This window comes from Niallia sp. HCP3S3_B10 (assembly GCF_052064465.1).
Classification (GTDB): domain Bacteria; phylum Bacillota; class Bacilli; order Bacillales; family Cytobacillaceae; genus Niallia; species Niallia hominis.
On record NZ_JBQHVO010000066.1, the window covers coordinates 1 to 15736 of the forward strand.

General features: G+C 30.6%; 24 protein-coding genes and 1 pseudogene. 6 read left to right on the forward strand and 19 right to left on the reverse strand.

Features of this window, described 5'->3' with window-relative positions; all coding sequences use genetic code 11:
• The 6 genes and pseudogenes from ACTNDN_RS20750 to ACTNDN_RS20775 form a co-directional block, all read left to right on the forward strand.
• Positions 1-91: pseudogene (locus ACTNDN_RS20750) on the forward strand (transposase); the annotation flags it as partial.
• Between the two features lie 309 nt (positions 92-400).
• Complete coding sequence (locus tag ACTNDN_RS20755) at positions 401-973, forward strand: hypothetical protein (RefSeq protein WP_441132042.1); 573 nt, start codon at positions 401-403, stop codon at positions 971-973.
• 20 nt (positions 974-993) lie between these two features.
• Positions 994-1914, forward strand: a complete 921-nt coding sequence (locus tag ACTNDN_RS20760; protein WP_441132044.1) for an ABC transporter ATP-binding protein — start codon at positions 994-996, stop codon at positions 1912-1914.
• Positions 1914-2867 (forward strand): ABC transporter permease, encoded by a 954-nt coding sequence (locus tag ACTNDN_RS20765; protein ID WP_441132046.1) that lies wholly within the window; start codon positions 1914-1916, stop codon positions 2865-2867. The genes ACTNDN_RS20760 and ACTNDN_RS20765 overlap by 1 nt, the downstream gene beginning before the upstream one ends.
• Positions 2868-2886: 19 nt before the next feature.
• Positions 2887-3447, forward strand: coding sequence for a hypothetical protein (locus ACTNDN_RS20770; protein ID WP_441132048.1), 561 nt, complete (start codon positions 2887-2889; stop codon positions 3445-3447).
• A gap of 432 nt (positions 3448-3879) precedes the next feature.
• The gene (locus ACTNDN_RS20775; RefSeq protein ID WP_441132050.1) at positions 3880-4272 is read left to right on the forward strand and encodes a hypothetical protein; all 393 of its coding nucleotides are present in this window, start codon (positions 3880-3882) and stop codon (positions 4270-4272) included.
• Positions 4273-4559: 287 nt separating this feature from the next.
• On the opposite strand, the gene ACTNDN_RS20780 is transcribed toward ACTNDN_RS20775, so the two are convergent.
• The 19 genes from ACTNDN_RS20780 to ACTNDN_RS20870 all read right to left on the reverse strand — a co-directional run bounded on the left by ACTNDN_RS20780 (position 4560) and on the right by ACTNDN_RS20870 (position 15673).
• Positions 4560-4796, reverse strand: coding sequence for a hypothetical protein (locus ACTNDN_RS20780; RefSeq protein WP_441132051.1), 237 nt, complete (start codon positions 4794-4796; stop codon positions 4560-4562).
• Positions 4797-4827: 31 nt separating this feature from the next.
• Positions 4828-5028 carry a hypothetical protein gene (locus ACTNDN_RS20785; protein ID WP_441132052.1) on the reverse strand — a complete coding sequence of 67 codons (201 nt, stop codon included), beginning with the start codon at positions 5026-5028 and terminating at the stop codon, positions 4828-4830.
• A 76-nt stretch (positions 5029-5104) separates the two neighbouring features.
• The gene (locus ACTNDN_RS20790) at positions 5105-5596 is read right to left on the reverse strand and encodes a hypothetical protein (RefSeq protein WP_441132054.1); all 492 of its coding nucleotides are present in this window, start codon (positions 5594-5596) and stop codon (positions 5105-5107) included.
• Positions 5597-5712: 116 nt separating this feature from the next.
• Positions 5713-6360 carry a hypothetical protein gene (locus ACTNDN_RS20795; protein WP_441132056.1) on the reverse strand — a complete coding sequence of 216 codons (648 nt, stop codon included), beginning with the start codon at positions 6358-6360 and terminating at the stop codon, positions 5713-5715.
• A gap of 4 nt (positions 6361-6364) precedes the next feature.
• A complete protein-coding gene (locus ACTNDN_RS20800) occupies positions 6365-7711 on the reverse strand; it encodes a hypothetical protein (RefSeq protein WP_341123867.1) in 1347 nt (448 codons plus the stop codon).
• A gap of 13 nt (positions 7712-7724) precedes the next feature.
• Positions 7725-8060 carry a hypothetical protein gene (locus tag ACTNDN_RS20805; RefSeq protein ID WP_441132059.1) on the reverse strand — a complete coding sequence of 112 codons (336 nt, stop codon included), beginning with the start codon at positions 8058-8060 and terminating at the stop codon, positions 7725-7727.
• A gap of 71 nt (positions 8061-8131) precedes the next feature.
• Entirely contained in the window at positions 8132-8665 is a 534-nt protein-coding gene (lepB, locus tag ACTNDN_RS20810) for a signal peptidase I (RefSeq protein WP_053215780.1), read from the reverse strand.
• A 19-nt stretch (positions 8666-8684) separates the two neighbouring features.
• The gene (locus tag ACTNDN_RS20815; RefSeq protein ID WP_441132061.1) at positions 8685-8927 is read right to left on the reverse strand and encodes a hypothetical protein; all 243 of its coding nucleotides are present in this window, start codon (positions 8925-8927) and stop codon (positions 8685-8687) included.
• A 129-nt stretch (positions 8928-9056) separates the two neighbouring features.
• The gene (locus tag ACTNDN_RS20820) at positions 9057-9185 is read right to left on the reverse strand and encodes a hypothetical protein (RefSeq protein WP_441132062.1); all 129 of its coding nucleotides are present in this window, start codon (positions 9183-9185) and stop codon (positions 9057-9059) included.
• Positions 9186-9191: 6 nt separating this feature from the next.
• Positions 9192-10037, reverse strand: a complete 846-nt coding sequence (locus tag ACTNDN_RS20825; RefSeq protein ID WP_441132063.1) for a hypothetical protein — start codon at positions 10035-10037, stop codon at positions 9192-9194.
• Between the two features lie 14 nt (positions 10038-10051).
• Positions 10052-10459, reverse strand: coding sequence for a hypothetical protein (locus ACTNDN_RS20830; RefSeq protein ID WP_441132065.1), 408 nt, complete (start codon positions 10457-10459; stop codon positions 10052-10054).
• A 15-nt stretch (positions 10460-10474) separates the two neighbouring features.
• A complete protein-coding gene (locus ACTNDN_RS20835; RefSeq protein WP_441132067.1) occupies positions 10475-10786 on the reverse strand; it encodes a DUF2325 domain-containing protein in 312 nt (103 codons plus the stop codon).
• Positions 10787-10882: 96 nt separating this feature from the next.
• The gene (locus ACTNDN_RS20840; protein WP_441132069.1) at positions 10883-11329 is read right to left on the reverse strand and encodes a hypothetical protein; all 447 of its coding nucleotides are present in this window, start codon (positions 11327-11329) and stop codon (positions 10883-10885) included.
• A gap of 163 nt (positions 11330-11492) precedes the next feature.
• Positions 11493-12041 (reverse strand): hypothetical protein, encoded by a 549-nt coding sequence (locus tag ACTNDN_RS20845; RefSeq protein WP_441132071.1) that lies wholly within the window; start codon positions 12039-12041, stop codon positions 11493-11495.
• A 19-nt stretch (positions 12042-12060) separates the two neighbouring features.
• Entirely contained in the window at positions 12061-12618 is a 558-nt protein-coding gene (locus ACTNDN_RS20850; protein WP_441132073.1) for a hypothetical protein, read from the reverse strand.
• Complete coding sequence (locus ACTNDN_RS20855; protein WP_251628143.1) at positions 12611-13291, reverse strand: hypothetical protein; 681 nt, start codon at positions 13289-13291, stop codon at positions 12611-12613. The genes ACTNDN_RS20850 and ACTNDN_RS20855 overlap by 8 nt, the downstream gene beginning before the upstream one ends.
• A complete protein-coding gene (locus tag ACTNDN_RS20860; protein WP_441132075.1) occupies positions 13291-13929 on the reverse strand; it encodes a hypothetical protein in 639 nt (212 codons plus the stop codon). The genes ACTNDN_RS20855 and ACTNDN_RS20860 overlap by 1 nt, the downstream gene beginning before the upstream one ends.
• Positions 13930-14217: 288 nt before the next feature.
• Positions 14218-14946: a hypothetical protein gene (locus ACTNDN_RS20865; RefSeq protein ID WP_441132076.1), complete on the reverse strand. Its 729-nt coding sequence runs from the start codon at positions 14944-14946 to the stop codon at positions 14218-14220.
• A 10-nt stretch (positions 14947-14956) separates the two neighbouring features.
• Positions 14957-15673: a hypothetical protein gene (locus tag ACTNDN_RS20870; protein ID WP_441132078.1), complete on the reverse strand. Its 717-nt coding sequence runs from the start codon at positions 15671-15673 to the stop codon at positions 14957-14959.
• Between the last annotated feature and the right edge of the window lie 63 nt (positions 15674-15736).

Here is a 15736-nt window from a genome sequence, read left to right on the forward strand (position 1 = left end):
TTTATTTATCGATTTGGATTCAACCCATTCTGATACTTATGGAAATCAAGAGGATTCTTCCTACAATACGCATTATGGAACAATGGGTTTTACTGGGAGGTAAATCCAGCTAGTGTATATGCGGCTTATGCATTTAGCGGTACTATCAAATTTGGTAATGGAACGAGTGTTGGTGTTTGGGAATCAGGTTGGGGAGCTGAAGGTGGAACAGAATCTGCGGGTAAGAGCAAAAAATCTGCCACGTTAACTGGAACAGCTTATGCTACAAATGGAAAAGCTTATAATGTTTTACCAGGTGTCACAGCTTATCCGAATTAATTCTTAAATCAATTCATTTTGAAAAACTCATCTATATGATGGGTTTTTCAAATATTTTGAAAAAATGGCCAAGGTGGTTAAAATGAAAAAGAATACATATTACATAACGATTATTCTTCTAAGTATTATGCTATATGGTTGCTCAAATTTAAGCATTTTCAATGAAAGTAAAAAAGCGATCTATTTAACAGGGGAAGAAAATTCTATACTTAAACCGCAAGAATTAGAGGAGAATAACGTAATTGTTGTGAATAGTTTTAAAGAGTTAGAAGAAGAATTTAATTCACTCTCTCAACCAATACCAGTATTAATTGATAAAAATATTCTAAACAAGACAACTAAAAATGGACTTAATAATTGGATTCCTAAGCAAACTTCTCTTCCAATTATCTTTGTGGGATATAGTAATCCGACCTATATATTATTAAAAGAATTGGATTTATATGGAAGTGAACATATACCTCCTAATATGTCTGATAAGCAAATAGAGGCGCTTAAACATCAAAAGGGATTCAGTTTAATGTATATCTCAACAACAGGTCATAATTATGGCGTTGGATTTGATAAGGAAAACACAATTCAAGGCATTTTAGAAATAACAGACCAAGCATTAAAAGGTGATAAAGCCGTTGAAGAACTGATGCCAAAACAATAATTCATATTTAGGAGCATACTATGACAAGAACAATACTAGAGGTTAAAAACATAACGAAAAAAATTGGAGAAAAAACAATACTAAATGATATTTCTTTTAGCATAAACGAAGGTGAAATATTAGGTTTACTAGGAAAAAACGGCGCTGGGAAGACAACAACTCTAAAAATAATTGTCAGTCTAGTATCTAAAACTTCTGGAGCCATATATATAAACAATATTAATACTGAAAAACAATTTATAGAATCAATGAAACATGTAGGTGGTATAATAGAAAATCCGGAAATGTATGGATATTTATCTGGCTATAAAAACCTTATTCATTTTGCACGTATGTCTAACTGTAAAATTAGTAAAAGTGAAATAGAGAAGGTAGTAAAATTAGTAGGTCTTGAAGCAGCAATTAATAAAAAAGTTAAGACCTATTCTTTAGGAATGAAGCAACGATTAGGTATAGCTCAAGCAATAATTCATAAGCCTTCATTGTTAATATTAGATGAACCAACAAATGGTTTAGACCCTCAAGGTATATATCAACTTAGGAGTTATCTAAAAGAGTTAACTAAACAAGGAACATCCATTTTAATATCAAGTCATTTATTGTCCGAGATGCAACTTTTATGTGATAAACTTGTGATAATAGATAATGGGAAAATATTGAAAACAGGATCGATAGATGAGTTAGTCAATGCTAGTGCTGAAAATGTAGTAGAATTCACTGTGAATAACCCTAGTAAAGCAAAAGAAATTATAGCAGGATTATTTCCTGTAAAAAAAATCAATGTTGAAGAATATAAGGTAACCGTAAAAATAGACTCAAATAATATTGCATTGGTTAATCAAGAGTTTGTGAAAAATGGGGTAATAGTCACAGGTATTGTAACAAAACAGAATAGCCTAGAAGAACAGTTTTTAGATTTAACTAGAGAGGTGAGTTCTTAATGTCTTTCCTTAATCTATTAAAGAATGAAATAATGAAATTATTTTCAGGGTATTCCGCATTAATCATTTTTTTCATTATGTTGGCTAGTGTTATTGGCGCAACATTTATAGCAAAGGAAGCCGTTCCCGAATATACCGAAAATTGGAAAACTATACTAACTCAGGATATAAAGGATTATACGGAGTCTATAGAAAATGTTATTGAAAACCCATCAGATGAAACTAAATTATTATATGAAAAAGACATCAAGCGATTACAATTCCATCTGGATAATGACATCTCTCCTTACAATCAAAATGGATTTACTTTCGCCAAAAGCACAATCCCTGAGTTTAGTTTTCTTTTAACAATTTTTTCGATAATTATTACTGTTGGAGCTGTAACTAATGAATATAAATGGGGAACTATTAAAATGATCTTGATACGCCCTCATCAAAGATGGAGTATATTACTATCTAAATATGTTACTGCAATATGTTTCTCTTTACTAATGTACATAGTGTTTTATTTCTTATGCTGGATTATAGGTAGTTTAGTATTTGGATATGACAGTCTAAACTACGCTGCTTATATAGTTAATGATGATTTAGAAATTATCAAAGAGTCATTATTAATAAGTTCTTTATACTATTATCTCTTGAATTTTTTACAAACAGTAGTATTCGTTTCTTTAGTATTTATGATAGCAACTCTAACTAAGAATGCCTCTGTATCTGTGGCTGCAGGAATAGTATTAGTATTTACAGGAAATCTAATAAATAGCTTTATACCATCCGAAAGCACTTGGGCTAAATTCTTTATCTTTTCGAACGATATGACTTATTATCTGGAAAGTTCACAAGGAAAGATTGAAGGGTTAACTTTACCCTTTTCATTGTCTGTTAACTTAATCTATCTTTTTATTTTCATGTTAATATCATTAACAGTGTTTCAAAAAAGAGATATTAATTAGACCACGGGGAGGTTAAATGATGTATAAGGATAAATATAATTTACATTTGGAAATACAGACTCCTTTTGAATTAAACTTTTTAATATATATTCAAAATTGTTATTTAAATAATACTGTAAACTATGAATTGCCAAAATTCCCATACATACCTATCGAAAACGGGTATCACGAAAAATTTAAGACTAGATTCAATGCCGTTTGGGATGAGATATTGCTTAAATATAATAGGCAGGATAAAACGACTATTAATGAAAATAGCCAGCTTTTGGCCCAAAGTCTTTTTACTAAACAAGAGGTATTCAATTATTTATATCAGTCTTTTTCAGCTTGGTGGAAAGGATTGGCAGGTCAAATGGCAATACAAAATTTTTTTAGTAATGAAAAAATCAACAAATTGTATGCAAATATGCTTGAGACTTATCAAGTGGATGGGAATGACAGTAAATATATCACTATTTATTTAATATATGATAATTGTCAATTACTCTCTCCTGAAAAAAAATATGAAGATCAAGTAGTGTTATCTCTTGAAGATATTATGAGGAAAAATCTTGTGGGGAAATTTAAGCACCAATTTTAAACCAAAATAGAGCAGGTTCTGGTGCTGCATCCCAAAAGTTAGAGTCAAATCTACTAACTTTTGGGGTGTTTTTATATGGACAAATATAGTGAAGAATTTAAATTAAAAATTGTCAAAGAGTATTTAGATGGTTCTTTAGGAATATTTTATTAGCGAAAAAACACGGTATACCTAATCATGCATAAATCCAACGTTGGGTACGTGCCTACAAAGCTTTTAAAGAAGATCGTTACGTAAGAAGCAGTCCAAACAGGTTTTTTCTATTTAATTTAATGTCGATGTATTACACTTTATAAAAAAGACGGGTGCTTCATACCAAGATACAGCGCTTCGATTTAACTTGCATAATCTAACCTTGATTGCGAATTGGTACAGTATATTTTCGAGAGAAGGTATAGAAGGCCTGAAGGGAAAATTGAAAGGCGGCCTCCTATGTCTAAAAAACGAAAAGCAAAACCTGTTAAAGAAGAAAAGAAATTATCTCGTGAAGAACAATTAGAACGTGAAATTGAACTTCTTCGTTTAGAAAATGCTTATTTAAAAAAGTTAAGAGCTTTTCAGGAGAATCCGAATGCCTTTCCTCGCAAAGCACAAGCAGCACTGGCATTCGAACTCAAAGAAGAAGGATTTCGATTAAAAGATGTGCTTGTAGTGGTTAGCATTCCAGAAGCGACCTATCACTATCAAGCGAGACAGTTAAAAAGGCGGATCCAGATCAAGAATGGAAAAAGATTATTTCCACAGGAGTCATATCCTTTACATCTTCCAATATCGATTGGTTATTTTGCATATAATACAATATTTACCTTTATATATTTAAACTAGATTGGGGATTATAATTTTTAGAAATATTTAAGCAAAAATGAGGTACTTTCATGGATAGAAAAGAAATCGTATCTAAATTGTTTGAGTTAGAACAAAACCATTATGATAAATTAAATAATGTTAAGAAAATACTGGATAAGGAAAATCCAGTGTTCTCGTTAATAGTAAATGATTTAAGCGACACTATTATCAAAGACATAGAAAATCTACTGCTAGATGTATTAGAAGTTTCAAATGAGCCTGATTCCTGTAAATATCGCACTAAAGAGAATTACAATAGGAAAGTTTTAAAAGCTTTTATTTCTAAAAGTATGACCATTCTTACTTTCTTTGAATATCCTCACATCGTGAATAATATATTTATCATCATTAATAAAATGTTCAATAGAAAGATACTTCACACCGTCTATTTCTTTAGACCACATTTGTTCAAAAATAGCTAATTTCATATTGGGTTTAGGTTGAAAATGGTAAATTTCTATATTTTCCATTTCTTCTTCTTTACTTTTCTTATTTTTAAACATATGTGAAACCCTCTCCTTTAGTCTGTAATCGTTATAGTCTCATTCTCCAATTGGATTCATTATAGTCCTTTGTTCGTTTTGCTTTATTGAATCTACTTCTAAATTTCTCCATCACCCATACTCTATCAAAATCGCTTTTATCAGCAACCTCTAAACAAGTCTGTATAACATCTTCCACAAGTACATCAATCTGTTCCATTGCTTCTTTATAAAGAATACTTTCATCTGACATAATATCCTTCCTTTCTACTACACATTGTCTATCTACTTCTACTTGCTTCAAAAATTTTGGTAAAGGTCGTCTTTTATTAATTAATTATTGCTTTTTCCAAAATATCTTTGTTATAAAAGGAATTTGTTTCTTTATTGAAGGTTTTTGCAAACTCTCTATTAAAAGAAGCATAATTATCTTTATCTAGAAAAAAAACATAATCAGTTCCTACATTTTTATTTTTTTTAGTGTTTGTTTGAACCACAACTAATTTGTTTTCATCTCCCTTCTCAACGTATAAATTAATGTAACTAAGTATTTTTGTTTGTCCGTATTCGTTTTCTACATATATGTTATAATCATCTTTTGATAAAAAGCTGTTTGATTTTTTAATCTTCATATCGTATGAAATGATATTAGAACTTTCGAATTGGTAATTATAATTATCCTCATCACGTAGATCATAGAAAAACATTATAGTATTTGTTACAAAATAAATAACTAATCCAACTATTCCTATTACTGTTAGTAGGGCCCCTATATCACCCCATGTCCATTTAAGTTTTTCCTTTTTCTCTGTAATATCCATACTAATTCTCCTTTTACTTATCAATCATTTCTATCAATGATTTAATCCAACCAAGTATCTTCAGAATTGCCCCCAATACATCAATATAAAACAACATACCTGATCTCCTTCTCTATTTATTTGATCTTGTTAATCAATTGCACCTTTTTTATATTTTGTTCCATAGCTAAATGATGTTTCTTTAATAAATCTTTCATCTTTTCATCTTGATAGATTTTTACTTTTTGACTAGCCTGCTTTTCAATTCCATTAGCATATTCAGAAATTTCCTTAATAAAACCTATAACTCTCTCTATCTCTTTTTTTAAATCCTGCTCAGAAAGTTTTTTAGAGAGGTCTTCCAATGACGAAATCGAATAAATAATTTCTTCATTAAAATGAATCACAAAATATTCTTCTTTAATTTTTGATAAAGGAATCAAAATTTCATTTCTGAATAAGTAATAATTGCTATTGTCCAGCTTGAAAGCAAATCTCTTTTTATTTACTTCGTAGTAACGGTTACTTACCCTAAGATTTTCTTTTCTCATGGACCAAATCAGATTCCATTTCGGATTCAGAGGGTCATATTCATTAATAGGAAAAGAAAACTCAATAACTTTCCCTATGCTCTTCCCATAAGGAATATCAATTTCATTTATAAAACTTACCTTTTTATGATTTTTTAATTGGTCCAAATATTTACGAGAATAATGAATCTTAAATAATAATGAACCAATAAGAAAAACCAACAGTATTTTTTCTATCCATAATATTATTTGCATGTTATTACCTTCTCCCTTTTATAATGGTCATTTTAAGCTTCTTCCGATCTTTTAAACCATTGCTTAACATTATCGCTATTGAAATACATAAAGCACCTATAAAGACGATATGCAGCAGGATCTTTAAATCATCTAGTGATAAAAAGGGGGATTCGTTTTTGCTACTTGCCTTTTTCTCATCATCAAAGTTAAGCTTCCACATTCCTCCCTCATATAAAGCTTTAATTTCAACCTCAGTTGTTTTCTCTATATAATCCTCAAAAAATCCAGGATATAGATGAGTTAGATTAACTGTGAAAGAATACATTTGATCATTTTCTTTTTTCTCTTTAAGTATATCTATTGATGATAACGGGTTTTCGTTTTCACTAAATGCTTCAATCATTTCAGTTTTAATTTCTTCATCTGTCTTCCCCTTTGTAAAGCTTTGATTTTTAGAGACTAAAGTGCTTGCAGCCCCATAGTTTGCATTTATTACTTCTTTATAATATTTAGTAACTACTTCCCTTGGGGTTAAATCATGTTCATCGATCACTTGGTTAACAGCATCATCTACTAGATCAAAAGTTAAATACCATTGATTTTCAAACTTAATAGCGACGATTCTTTCTTGATAGGTATATTTTTTGGAGTCAGTTAACGAAGCAGTAAACAAAATACTTCTTCCATCGATTTCCTTAGCATCTTCTATGCTAAAAGTAGCAACAGAATTACCTTTGCTAGTATAAAATTGGGATATTTGTTTTATTACTTGTTGAATATCAGAGGTATTTCTCTTATCTTCAGGCACTAATTGACTTTCAATTTCCGGTTTAGATAGTAACAGCTCTTTAATTGCTGTTCCATAATTCCCTTGTCTTATTAATTCATAATAACTATTTACCTTTTTGCTCGCCTCTTCCTTTTCTTCTTCAGTAATCGGTTCAGTATCCTCAACAGGTTTTACATCTTTCAATTCTTCAACTTTAACTGGTTCGCCTGTTTCAGCAGAAACGTATATCGGATCTCCTTCATTGGTCACAGAATCTAAAATCAAATACACACCAGCAGTGGTTAATAATGTTTTGCTAAAATTATTCCCCTTATAATAAGCTTGTCCTTTATATTTATTTTTTCCTTTAGTTGCATTTGCTGCAGCATTTTTACTTTTAATATTACTAGGACTAGTTTTTGCATTGGTTTTTGTATTATTTTTTGATTTCACTGAGCTAACCTTACCGCTATTAATAGAAGAACTTTTCACACTAGAACCTCCGGTTTTCCCTAAAGATACCTTTGCAGAGGCTGTACTATATGCTGTGAAAAATAATAAAATAATACTGAGGGTCATTATTGCTATTTTTTGTTTCATTACATTTTCCTCCTTAATCAAAAGATGAAGAACTATCCCTTGAAGAGTCATTACTATAATCACTAGATGAATAATCATAAGAATTATTGTTTGTATAATCAGAACTACTTGATGACTCGTTTGAATTTTCAATCATTTCCCTTAGGACATTTCCATTTTCAAAATAAAAATTATTATTGAAAAACTCATTAGAGTTTTTGTTAGTTTCATAACTGCTTTTATTAGAGTAACCTTTCAATTGCCCATTTTTCATTCCACTTCGTTCTCTTATTTCAGTACCATTACTTACGTTTATGAATTGTTGGATTTTTCTATGTTCCAAACTGTCTCTTCGTTGTTCTTTTTTCAACTCCGTTATATTTCTTTTCAAGTAGTCAATAACAAACATTAACGATATAACACATATTAGAAGAAAAATAATCATTTAAAACTATCCTTTCCGATTGAAATAGACACTTTGTTTAAAGGCCAATAACGCATTCCAATGCAGCCTTCTACACTTTCAATAGGAATTGTTCCTATTTCTCTACTATCCGTACTAAATTGTCTATTATCCCCTAATACAAATAAATGATCAGCTGGTACTTTCCCCACTAAAGCATAATCTTCCGTATAAATATCTTTGTTTTTAGGTATAAACACCTCATCAATAGCTTCATTATTTATAAACAATTGATTGTTCTTGTATTGGACCGTTTCACCTGGCAACCCAATTACTCGCTTTACTATTTTCTCTCCTGATGGAAGACGGGCAATTATGATTGAAAATCTATCCGGTGTATTAAATTTATTTATTAGAACTAAATCACCATTCTGTAGTGTAGGCTTCATAGATTCTCCATCTACCTTTAAAGGAACAAAAATAAATGATCTTACGATGAACAATACTATAAAAAAAATAAGAATTTTCCTTACATATGTTTTCATTTTTGTTCTCTCTTCTTGACTCATCATCTTATATCTATACTCCTATCTATTTTCGAAAACAGCCTATATCAAATAACCTTCCACTTTTTGTTACACCTGTTTCTAAAGTTAATATCCAATCATAGACATCATCTAGATTAAATCCATTTATCTTCAATTCTTTTGGGAATTCTATTTCTTCCTCAAAAATTTTATATAGCTTTTCTTTGGCCGTTTCAATTGGTCCAAATCCATATAGATATTGATGTTTTACCTTCTTTCCTTCTCTATAAGATTTGCGGATATACAAATATACCTTTCCTTTAGAGGTTTTCTTAGTTAAGTAACCCACCCTTTTCATGTCCAACCTCACCTCTTTGTTTCTCCTACAAGTTGAATTTATCTATATGTAGGGGAAACCCGTTTCAAAAAAATTATTCTATATAGAAATAAATATCTTAATCCAACCTATCAAAGAAATCCATAGCGGAATGGAGAAACACAACCCTAAAAATATCCCTTTTATAGGGCTGCCTTCTAAAGTTTCTATTTCTTCTTGTTCAATCAATTTAATTCATCCCTTTTTTATGATTTCTATATATTCGTCTGATTTAATTATTAAATTGGTAAAATTCTTATCGTTAAATGTATTTTTATGTAGGTGTCCCCAACAAAGAATGTACTTTCCAATTAATTCTTCATCCGTATAGGAGAAATACTTAAAGTATTTTTCAAAGATAACAATTGAAAATGAGATATTATTAATTTTTTTAAAGTTCAAGTAAATAACTTTATCTCTTCTATTTAATGTTTCTATCTCTCCATGAACTAAATAAGGAAGGTTAAGTACAGCCATGTCTGACCATAACTTCTCATGAGCTACCTCTTGAGATAAAATCAAATTGGAAATAGGAATTTTGTGTCCTTTCACTTGAATTAAAATGCTGCTAAGAATATCTGGTTCATAGGTGGAGAACAATTTAACTATAGATTTCAGTGAGCTGATGCTGTTGGGAGGAGCGGTTTCGTTTTTTATTTTGATTGTTTGCTTTTTCTTTTTTTCTTCATCTTTCTCTTCTCTTTGGATACTTCTAGGTTCATAATCAGGATCTAATTTATTTAAGCTTAATTTAATCACTGTTTCACTTATCCCTTGTTCTATAAAATCACTTTGATAGTCATTAATTTTCGAAAGGCTCTCTTCAAACGAAAGAGGTCTGTAAAATCCACAGGAAGAGGTATGCTTAGATTCATTTTTACCTGTGGTTTTAAAATGAGGTGTTGTTCTTTCGTTACCTTTCACATGAACCAATGGTGCTTTGCAGCTTTTATCGATACAATAAATTTCTTGGTTGTGTAGATCATCATTATATTCATTAATGGAGATAATTCTTCCATCACGAAACATAGCTGATATCACCTTACATCCTCCTTTTACAACATAATTTTTTCCTTAAGATATGTGCTCCAATTAATTTGGCGGCACTTCCATTTATATCTCTTCTCTTGCTTTCTTAAATAAGATATAGTTGCTTTTCTAACATTTTTTGCAAACTCCAATGCTTCTCCCATCTCAGTAAAGGTGAAAGTCGTCCCACTTAAAATGTAGTCCTCTAAACAGTCCTGACTCTTAATTAGCAAACTAACAGAGAAAATGATTTTAGTTCCTTTATTTCTACCAAACATAGGAAAATGCTGCTTTTTAATTTCTAAATGTATGGTTACCTTTTGATAAGCTAGTTCTAATAAATACTTTTTAAATTTTTCATTTGAAATAGAAATTTTATAAAATACGCTAATCTTACCATTTACACCTTTAATGTCCGTAGTGATGAAGAACATTATCTTAGCTCCTTTTTATGCAGACCATCCTTCAAAATAAGCAAGTGATGATTGAATTGCTCCAGTTACTCCGCGTCCTTGATGATAAACAATAGTTTTGTTTTGCTCTTTGCAAATCTCCTTAACCATAATCATAGATTTACGATTTATAGCCCCTTTTAACACAACTACACAATCCTCCTTATTGATTAGAGTTTGGTATTCTTTTTTATTTCCTGACTTTTTCGACTCTCCAGGATGATGTAGCACTTTAAGCTCAAATCTCTCGCCCATTTTTTTTAACGTTTTATCTTGATTTCCAACAACAACCAACAATGTATTTGCCATTATGATCACTCCAATTCTTATATTTAAAATAATCATAACACAAGTTACCACAAATACAATCGTAATTTTAAATAAAACATAATTTTATTACCTCATTCACAACCGAACCTCTTCATTTGTTTTTAAGACATCAACAAAACGGTTATATTTTGATAAGATATATGCACCTATATCAGGATGGACATAGATTGTTCCATGTAACAATACGTTCTCTATCGCTTCAGTCATTTCTTTAGTAGACATTCTTTTGGATAAAAAACCGTTAAACATATTTAATTCAAAAGGAAAGCCATTATCATTTTCCTTAATCAAAACGAACTTAGTACCATACTCGTACAAGGTCCTTATCTTTTCCATAGCATTTACTTCTTTTAAAACCTCTTGTGTGAGTATTACAAGTTTTGGCTCACCACGTAATGTATCTTGTAGACTATCTTTTGTCGAGACTATATAATCTTTACCGAATTTCACCTCCAATAGATCTTTAAAGCCTTTTCGAAAAGTAAAATTCTCATTTTCAACAATAAAAATACATCCCTTCATGCTCGTCACCCCCTTAGAAATAAAAAAAACCCTATCTTAAATAAGACACCAAAAGCGTCTTACTCAGATAGGGTTTTTCCCTTTAGATATTCAATTTATTGATTTTATTATATCCTTTACATCGATAGATATCAACGTATACTTCAATACTTCAATGGGTTTGTTATTTTAGAATATGTCCATTTAGTAAAGTCACATATTGACCTATACCATTTTCATCAATATACCAAGCTATTCGTGATGCTAAACCTTTTGACGCTTTATGATTATGAAGCGGTACTGCCGACTTATATACTTTTTCTCCGGGATTAGGACTAACTAGTACAATTGGCTTCTTGTAATCATTAACTATCCAACAACCGTATTCTTGACAAGGAGAAACATACCAATTGGCATCCGTTCTTCCAGCTGGGAAATCTGGTTTAAAAGGATAGCACGATTTTTTTAAGATTTCAATTTGTCCTTGTATCAAATGGTAAGAGGTTTCCTCTTCTTCTAATCTGTCAAATTCAGCTTGGTTTAAATCTATATCTATTTCCAAACTATTTGTGGGTAAATATCTACTACATTTTGAAACAACTAAAGGATTATCTACATCTACCTTATTTTTAATTGAACAGGATTCTGTAATAAAATCATAAAGATCACAAGAATTCCGGCAAGTATAAACTTTTTCTTTCGTATTTTTTGTATTATCTACTATTAAAGACAACAAGATATCACCTTCTTTATTATGCTGCACCAAATGCATAAGGGATTATAAAGCTAATGATTAATAGAAATCCCGCAGATGCCCATAGTCTCTTACTCCATCTACCAAATTCAGGGTGTTTCAAAAGTTTATAGAATAGAAACATAACTAATCCAACCAATGCCATTCCCACTACTGTATAAAAGCCAGATAACTGTAATAAGTTTATTACATCAGTTGCAAACAGTGTAACATTCGTTGTGGTCATTGTAAATAATACAATTAAAAAAATACGAATTATAAAGAAAGAAATTGGAGCCCAAATCAATACACCAGTAGCTCCTTTCATAACTTGCCCAGTTTTAGTAACAATTGAATACCCTAGCCTAACTACTCCAATCAAGAACATTATAGTAAAGAGGGATGAAAATAAACTAGATACTATTGGTGCAGAATCATTTATGGAATTTCCCCAATTTGTAATCATATCATCCATGGATGGAGCATCACTAAAAGGATTTGCCAATGCTTTTGTAGGAATCAATAAAAGTGCGAATATAAATATTGACATGATTGTTTTGATTCGATTTCTAATCATTAAAAATCCCTCTTCGTTGATGAACTTTAAAAGTGAATTTCGACTCAAATGTAGTGGATTGCATTCTACCATCAACAGCATAAACCTTTTGTGAATAACTGTAGTTATTCGAATTCTGATCCATGATATTTTCTACTGTAGCTAACCATTGAGAAACAATTTGTTTATTTACAGGTTTTGTTTTTGCTTCTTTTAAAAGAGGTGTAATTTTATTACCTGGAATTTTTAAACTTACATGAATGAGATTAGTCATGTATTTAAAACCACTTACATCAAAATATTGGATGAAATTCCGATATTTTTCTAAGACCTTAAATTGCTCATATAAGGTACTCATTATTATTGCCTTTTCTCGGCTTGCTGATAGAGGTATACTAATTGTTAAATCAATATTATGATGGTTCATTTCTCCTGAAGGTAAGACTTCTAAATGTCCTTGAAAAGGACATTTTAGATCATCACATAATGGTGAAAGCCAACTATAATTAGCAAATATAAGATTTTCTTTTATATTCTCATAATAGTCATCCTCTTGTTTGATATTCTCTGTACCAATTGGCCCTATTAAAACGAACTTATCTCTCGTTTTAAATTCTAATTTTGATAAGTTTAATTGTTTTTCCTTAATCGTTACCATAATCTCATTTATACTTTTTTCTCCTATTCGAACCATTACCATTTCTCCTCTTCATTTATTAATTGTATTGGGTTTAGCATTCCATTTTGAACTTTAACTTTAGTGTTAAACGGCGCTTCTGGAATATAGTCTAAAAAATTATTAAAACTCGCTACCCATTGTCCTAAAAAATCCGTTTTGTTTTCATTTTTCAAATAGGATTTTTCATTAGTATAGAGGTGAATTCGGATTTGATTTAGCCGTTTTTTTTCTCCTTGAACCTCTATCGAATTTATTATTGGATAAAGAGGGAGAAGCTTTTTAAACTTGCTATATAATTGGGACAAAGTCGATAATTTATCAAATGCTTCCACAGGGATAATAATTTCTACATATTGCTCTTCCTGTATAAATCCCCCTCTATCATTAATTTCTATATTTATAGTAAAATCATGAATTTTAAGTATGCTTAACGGGAATAGGCATCTCTCGTACATATTAATTACTTCTTTCGATAATGCCTCTAAGTAATTTTTCTTGATTAACGTATTAAATGTATCTCCATATACACAACCAATATAGAATTTATTATCTTTTATCCTATATTCTAGATTTAGTTTTCGAATATAACGATTGTCATCCTCAATCACAGACAAGATAGATTCTAAATCAGCTGTGTTGATATCAGATCTCATTTCACTGCCCCCTTTAGAAGGATTTTTATAATTTCTTTCACATTTTTTTATCATTGATGTACATTAGTATAGTATTAATGTATATAGCAAAACTGTCGAAATTTGTCGATTAAAGGGATATTTTTACTAATTTTCATGAAAAATTCACCAAAAACTAGTTAAATAGACCTTGACCGGTAAATTTTTGTACCCGAGAGGATTTCTCCTTCACTAAATGAACAAATCCAAATTTATACATTTAGTGAAGGAGGTGAACTAAATTCACTTCCTCCGAATATCCAATATTACTTAAATTGCAGCTGCCTCATATTCGATTTTTTCATCTGGGATGATATAATCTGATGAAACAGCATGTTCTAAAATTTCTATCTTTGAAACTCTAATATTTTTTCCTTCTCTTACTATTTCTAAAGACAAGGAATCTTTTCTATTTATTTGATGTACTCTCTCACCTATATTTATCCAGACTCTTTTACCATCTGAAACATGGATATAATCCTCTTCCATACCTAGAACAGAAACAAGCCAACGCTGCTTCCCTTGGAAATTATCAGCAATTTTTGTAGTTGGTATCTCATCCACCAGAACCTCAGTTACTGAATTTACTTGTTTATTTCTAAATTCTCGAGAAGATGTTGCATTTAAATCTTCAAGGTTAAGTTCTTCTTCGAGCAGTTGACTTTGCACGTCACATAGTTCCTCAGAATTTATTTCTTTAGTCAAATTCGTTAAGTATTCTATTGTTCTATCATCTAATTCTGAAACAGTCGGAGTAATATGATAAATATTAGTTGGGCACATAACTTCTTCCCAATCATCTTCCTGTATATTTAGATTATAGGTTTCTTCTAAATAAATAGTTTCTTCTTCCGTATTAGATTCTGTCTCTATTGGAATTAATCCATTTTCTAAATAATAATGTTTCATCTTTAAATCCATACAGACTGCGTTGAAAAAGTATTCTATTAGAAAATACATATATACAAACCAATCTAAATTTATCGTAATAGTATGCATTTTTACCCTCCTAAAATAATTCGAATGCCAACTGACCACTGACTACTCTACGTTTATTTTTCTTTTGTGCTGGTTTCTCTTCCACTAAATCAAACGAGGAAATTTGTGAACTGTCATTATTTGATTTTGACTCCCTCTCAATTCGAGTTAAATAGTCTACTATTTCACCATCAAGAGCTGAATCACTTCCAAAAGCAGCATATAGATCTACTTCCAATGACATTTCATTAAAGTAAAAACCTGTAATTTTACCGTTTTCTATATTGCTCGCGATAGTTTCAGATTTTCTTATAAGTACATTTCTTGAACTTTCAGTTTTAATGTACTTACTAGCCCATTCTTCGAAATATTCTTTGTTTGATTTTAATGGTACATTCTTAGGTTTTCCAATATTAGAAAGAATTTCTCTAGCTCTATCCGACGCTTCAGCAACCCATTCTTCCGTACTCCCTTGAAGCACGTTTCCTTTTTTTATAGACTGTATTAACATGGATTGTAAATCGCCAGTATCCCCTAACATAGCATTCAATCCATCACTAGAAACATCACCGTTAATAGCACCAGCAGCTTTATTCTTCATAGCTATTAATGTTGCCATTTGTTCTTGGTACATATTTTCATACGCTAAATAATATAGTCTACATTCCTCGGTTTGTTTTATTCTCCATGCTCTTCGTGCAGCTTGATTAATTGTAAATAAAGACCAACTAAATTGATAAAATATCAATGTTGGAGTACATAATAGTCGGGTAGGTCGGAGATGTTACCACCTCTTTCCCCCCTAAGAACC

Bases quoted from the DNA above. Each gene is read 5' to 3' on its own strand.
- ACTNDN_RS20755 (WP_441132042.1), top strand. From the start codon at position 401: ATGAAAAAGAATACATATTACATAACGATTATTCTTCTAAGTATTATG.
- ACTNDN_RS20760 (WP_441132044.1), top strand. From the start codon at position 994: ATGACAAGAACAATACTAGAGGTTAAAAACATAACGAAAAAAATTGGA.
- ACTNDN_RS20765 (WP_441132046.1), top strand. From the start codon at position 1,914: ATGTCTTTCCTTAATCTATTAAAGAATGAAATAATGAAATTATTTTCA.
- ACTNDN_RS20770 (WP_441132048.1), top strand. From the start codon at position 2,887: ATGTATAAGGATAAATATAATTTACATTTGGAAATACAGACTCCTTTT.
- ACTNDN_RS20775 (WP_441132050.1), top strand. From the start codon at position 3,880: ATGTCTAAAAAACGAAAAGCAAAACCTGTTAAAGAAGAAAAGAAATTA.
- ACTNDN_RS20780 (WP_441132051.1), bottom strand. From the start codon at position 4,796: ATGTTTAAAAATAAGAAAAGTAAAGAAGAAGAAATGGAAAATATAGAA.
- ACTNDN_RS20785 (WP_441132052.1), bottom strand. From the start codon at position 5,028: ATGTCAGATGAAAGTATTCTTTATAAAGAAGCAATGGAACAGATTGAT.
- ACTNDN_RS20790 (WP_441132054.1), bottom strand. From the start codon at position 5,596: ATGGATATTACAGAGAAAAAGGAAAAACTTAAATGGACATGGGGTGAT.
- ACTNDN_RS20795 (WP_441132056.1), bottom strand. From the start codon at position 6,360: ATGCAAATAATATTATGGATAGAAAAAATACTGTTGGTTTTTCTTATT.
- ACTNDN_RS20800 (WP_341123867.1), bottom strand. From the start codon at position 7,711: ATGAAACAAAAAATAGCAATAATGACCCTCAGTATTATTTTATTATTT.
- lepB (WP_053215780.1), bottom strand. From the start codon at position 8,665: ATGATGAGTCAAGAAGAGAGAACAAAAATGAAAACATATGTAAGGAAA.
- ACTNDN_RS20830 (WP_441132065.1), bottom strand. From the start codon at position 10,459: ATGTTCTTCATCACTACGGACATTAAAGGTGTAAATGGTAAGATTAGC.
- ACTNDN_RS20835 (WP_441132067.1), bottom strand. From the start codon at position 10,786: ATGGCAAATACATTGTTGGTTGTTGTTGGAAATCAAGATAAAACGTTA.
- ACTNDN_RS20840 (WP_441132069.1), bottom strand. From the start codon at position 11,329: ATGAAGGGATGTATTTTTATTGTTGAAAATGAGAATTTTACTTTTCGA.
- ACTNDN_RS20850 (WP_441132073.1), bottom strand. From the start codon at position 12,618: ATGATTAGAAATCGAATCAAAACAATCATGTCAATATTTATATTCGCA.
- ACTNDN_RS20855 (WP_251628143.1), bottom strand. From the start codon at position 13,291: ATGGTTCGAATAGGAGAAAAAAGTATAAATGAGATTATGGTAACGATT.
- ACTNDN_RS20860 (WP_441132075.1), bottom strand. From the start codon at position 13,929: ATGAGATCTGATATCAACACAGCTGATTTAGAATCTATCTTGTCTGTG.
- ACTNDN_RS20865 (WP_441132076.1), bottom strand. From the start codon at position 14,946: ATGCATACTATTACGATAAATTTAGATTGGTTTGTATATATGTATTTT.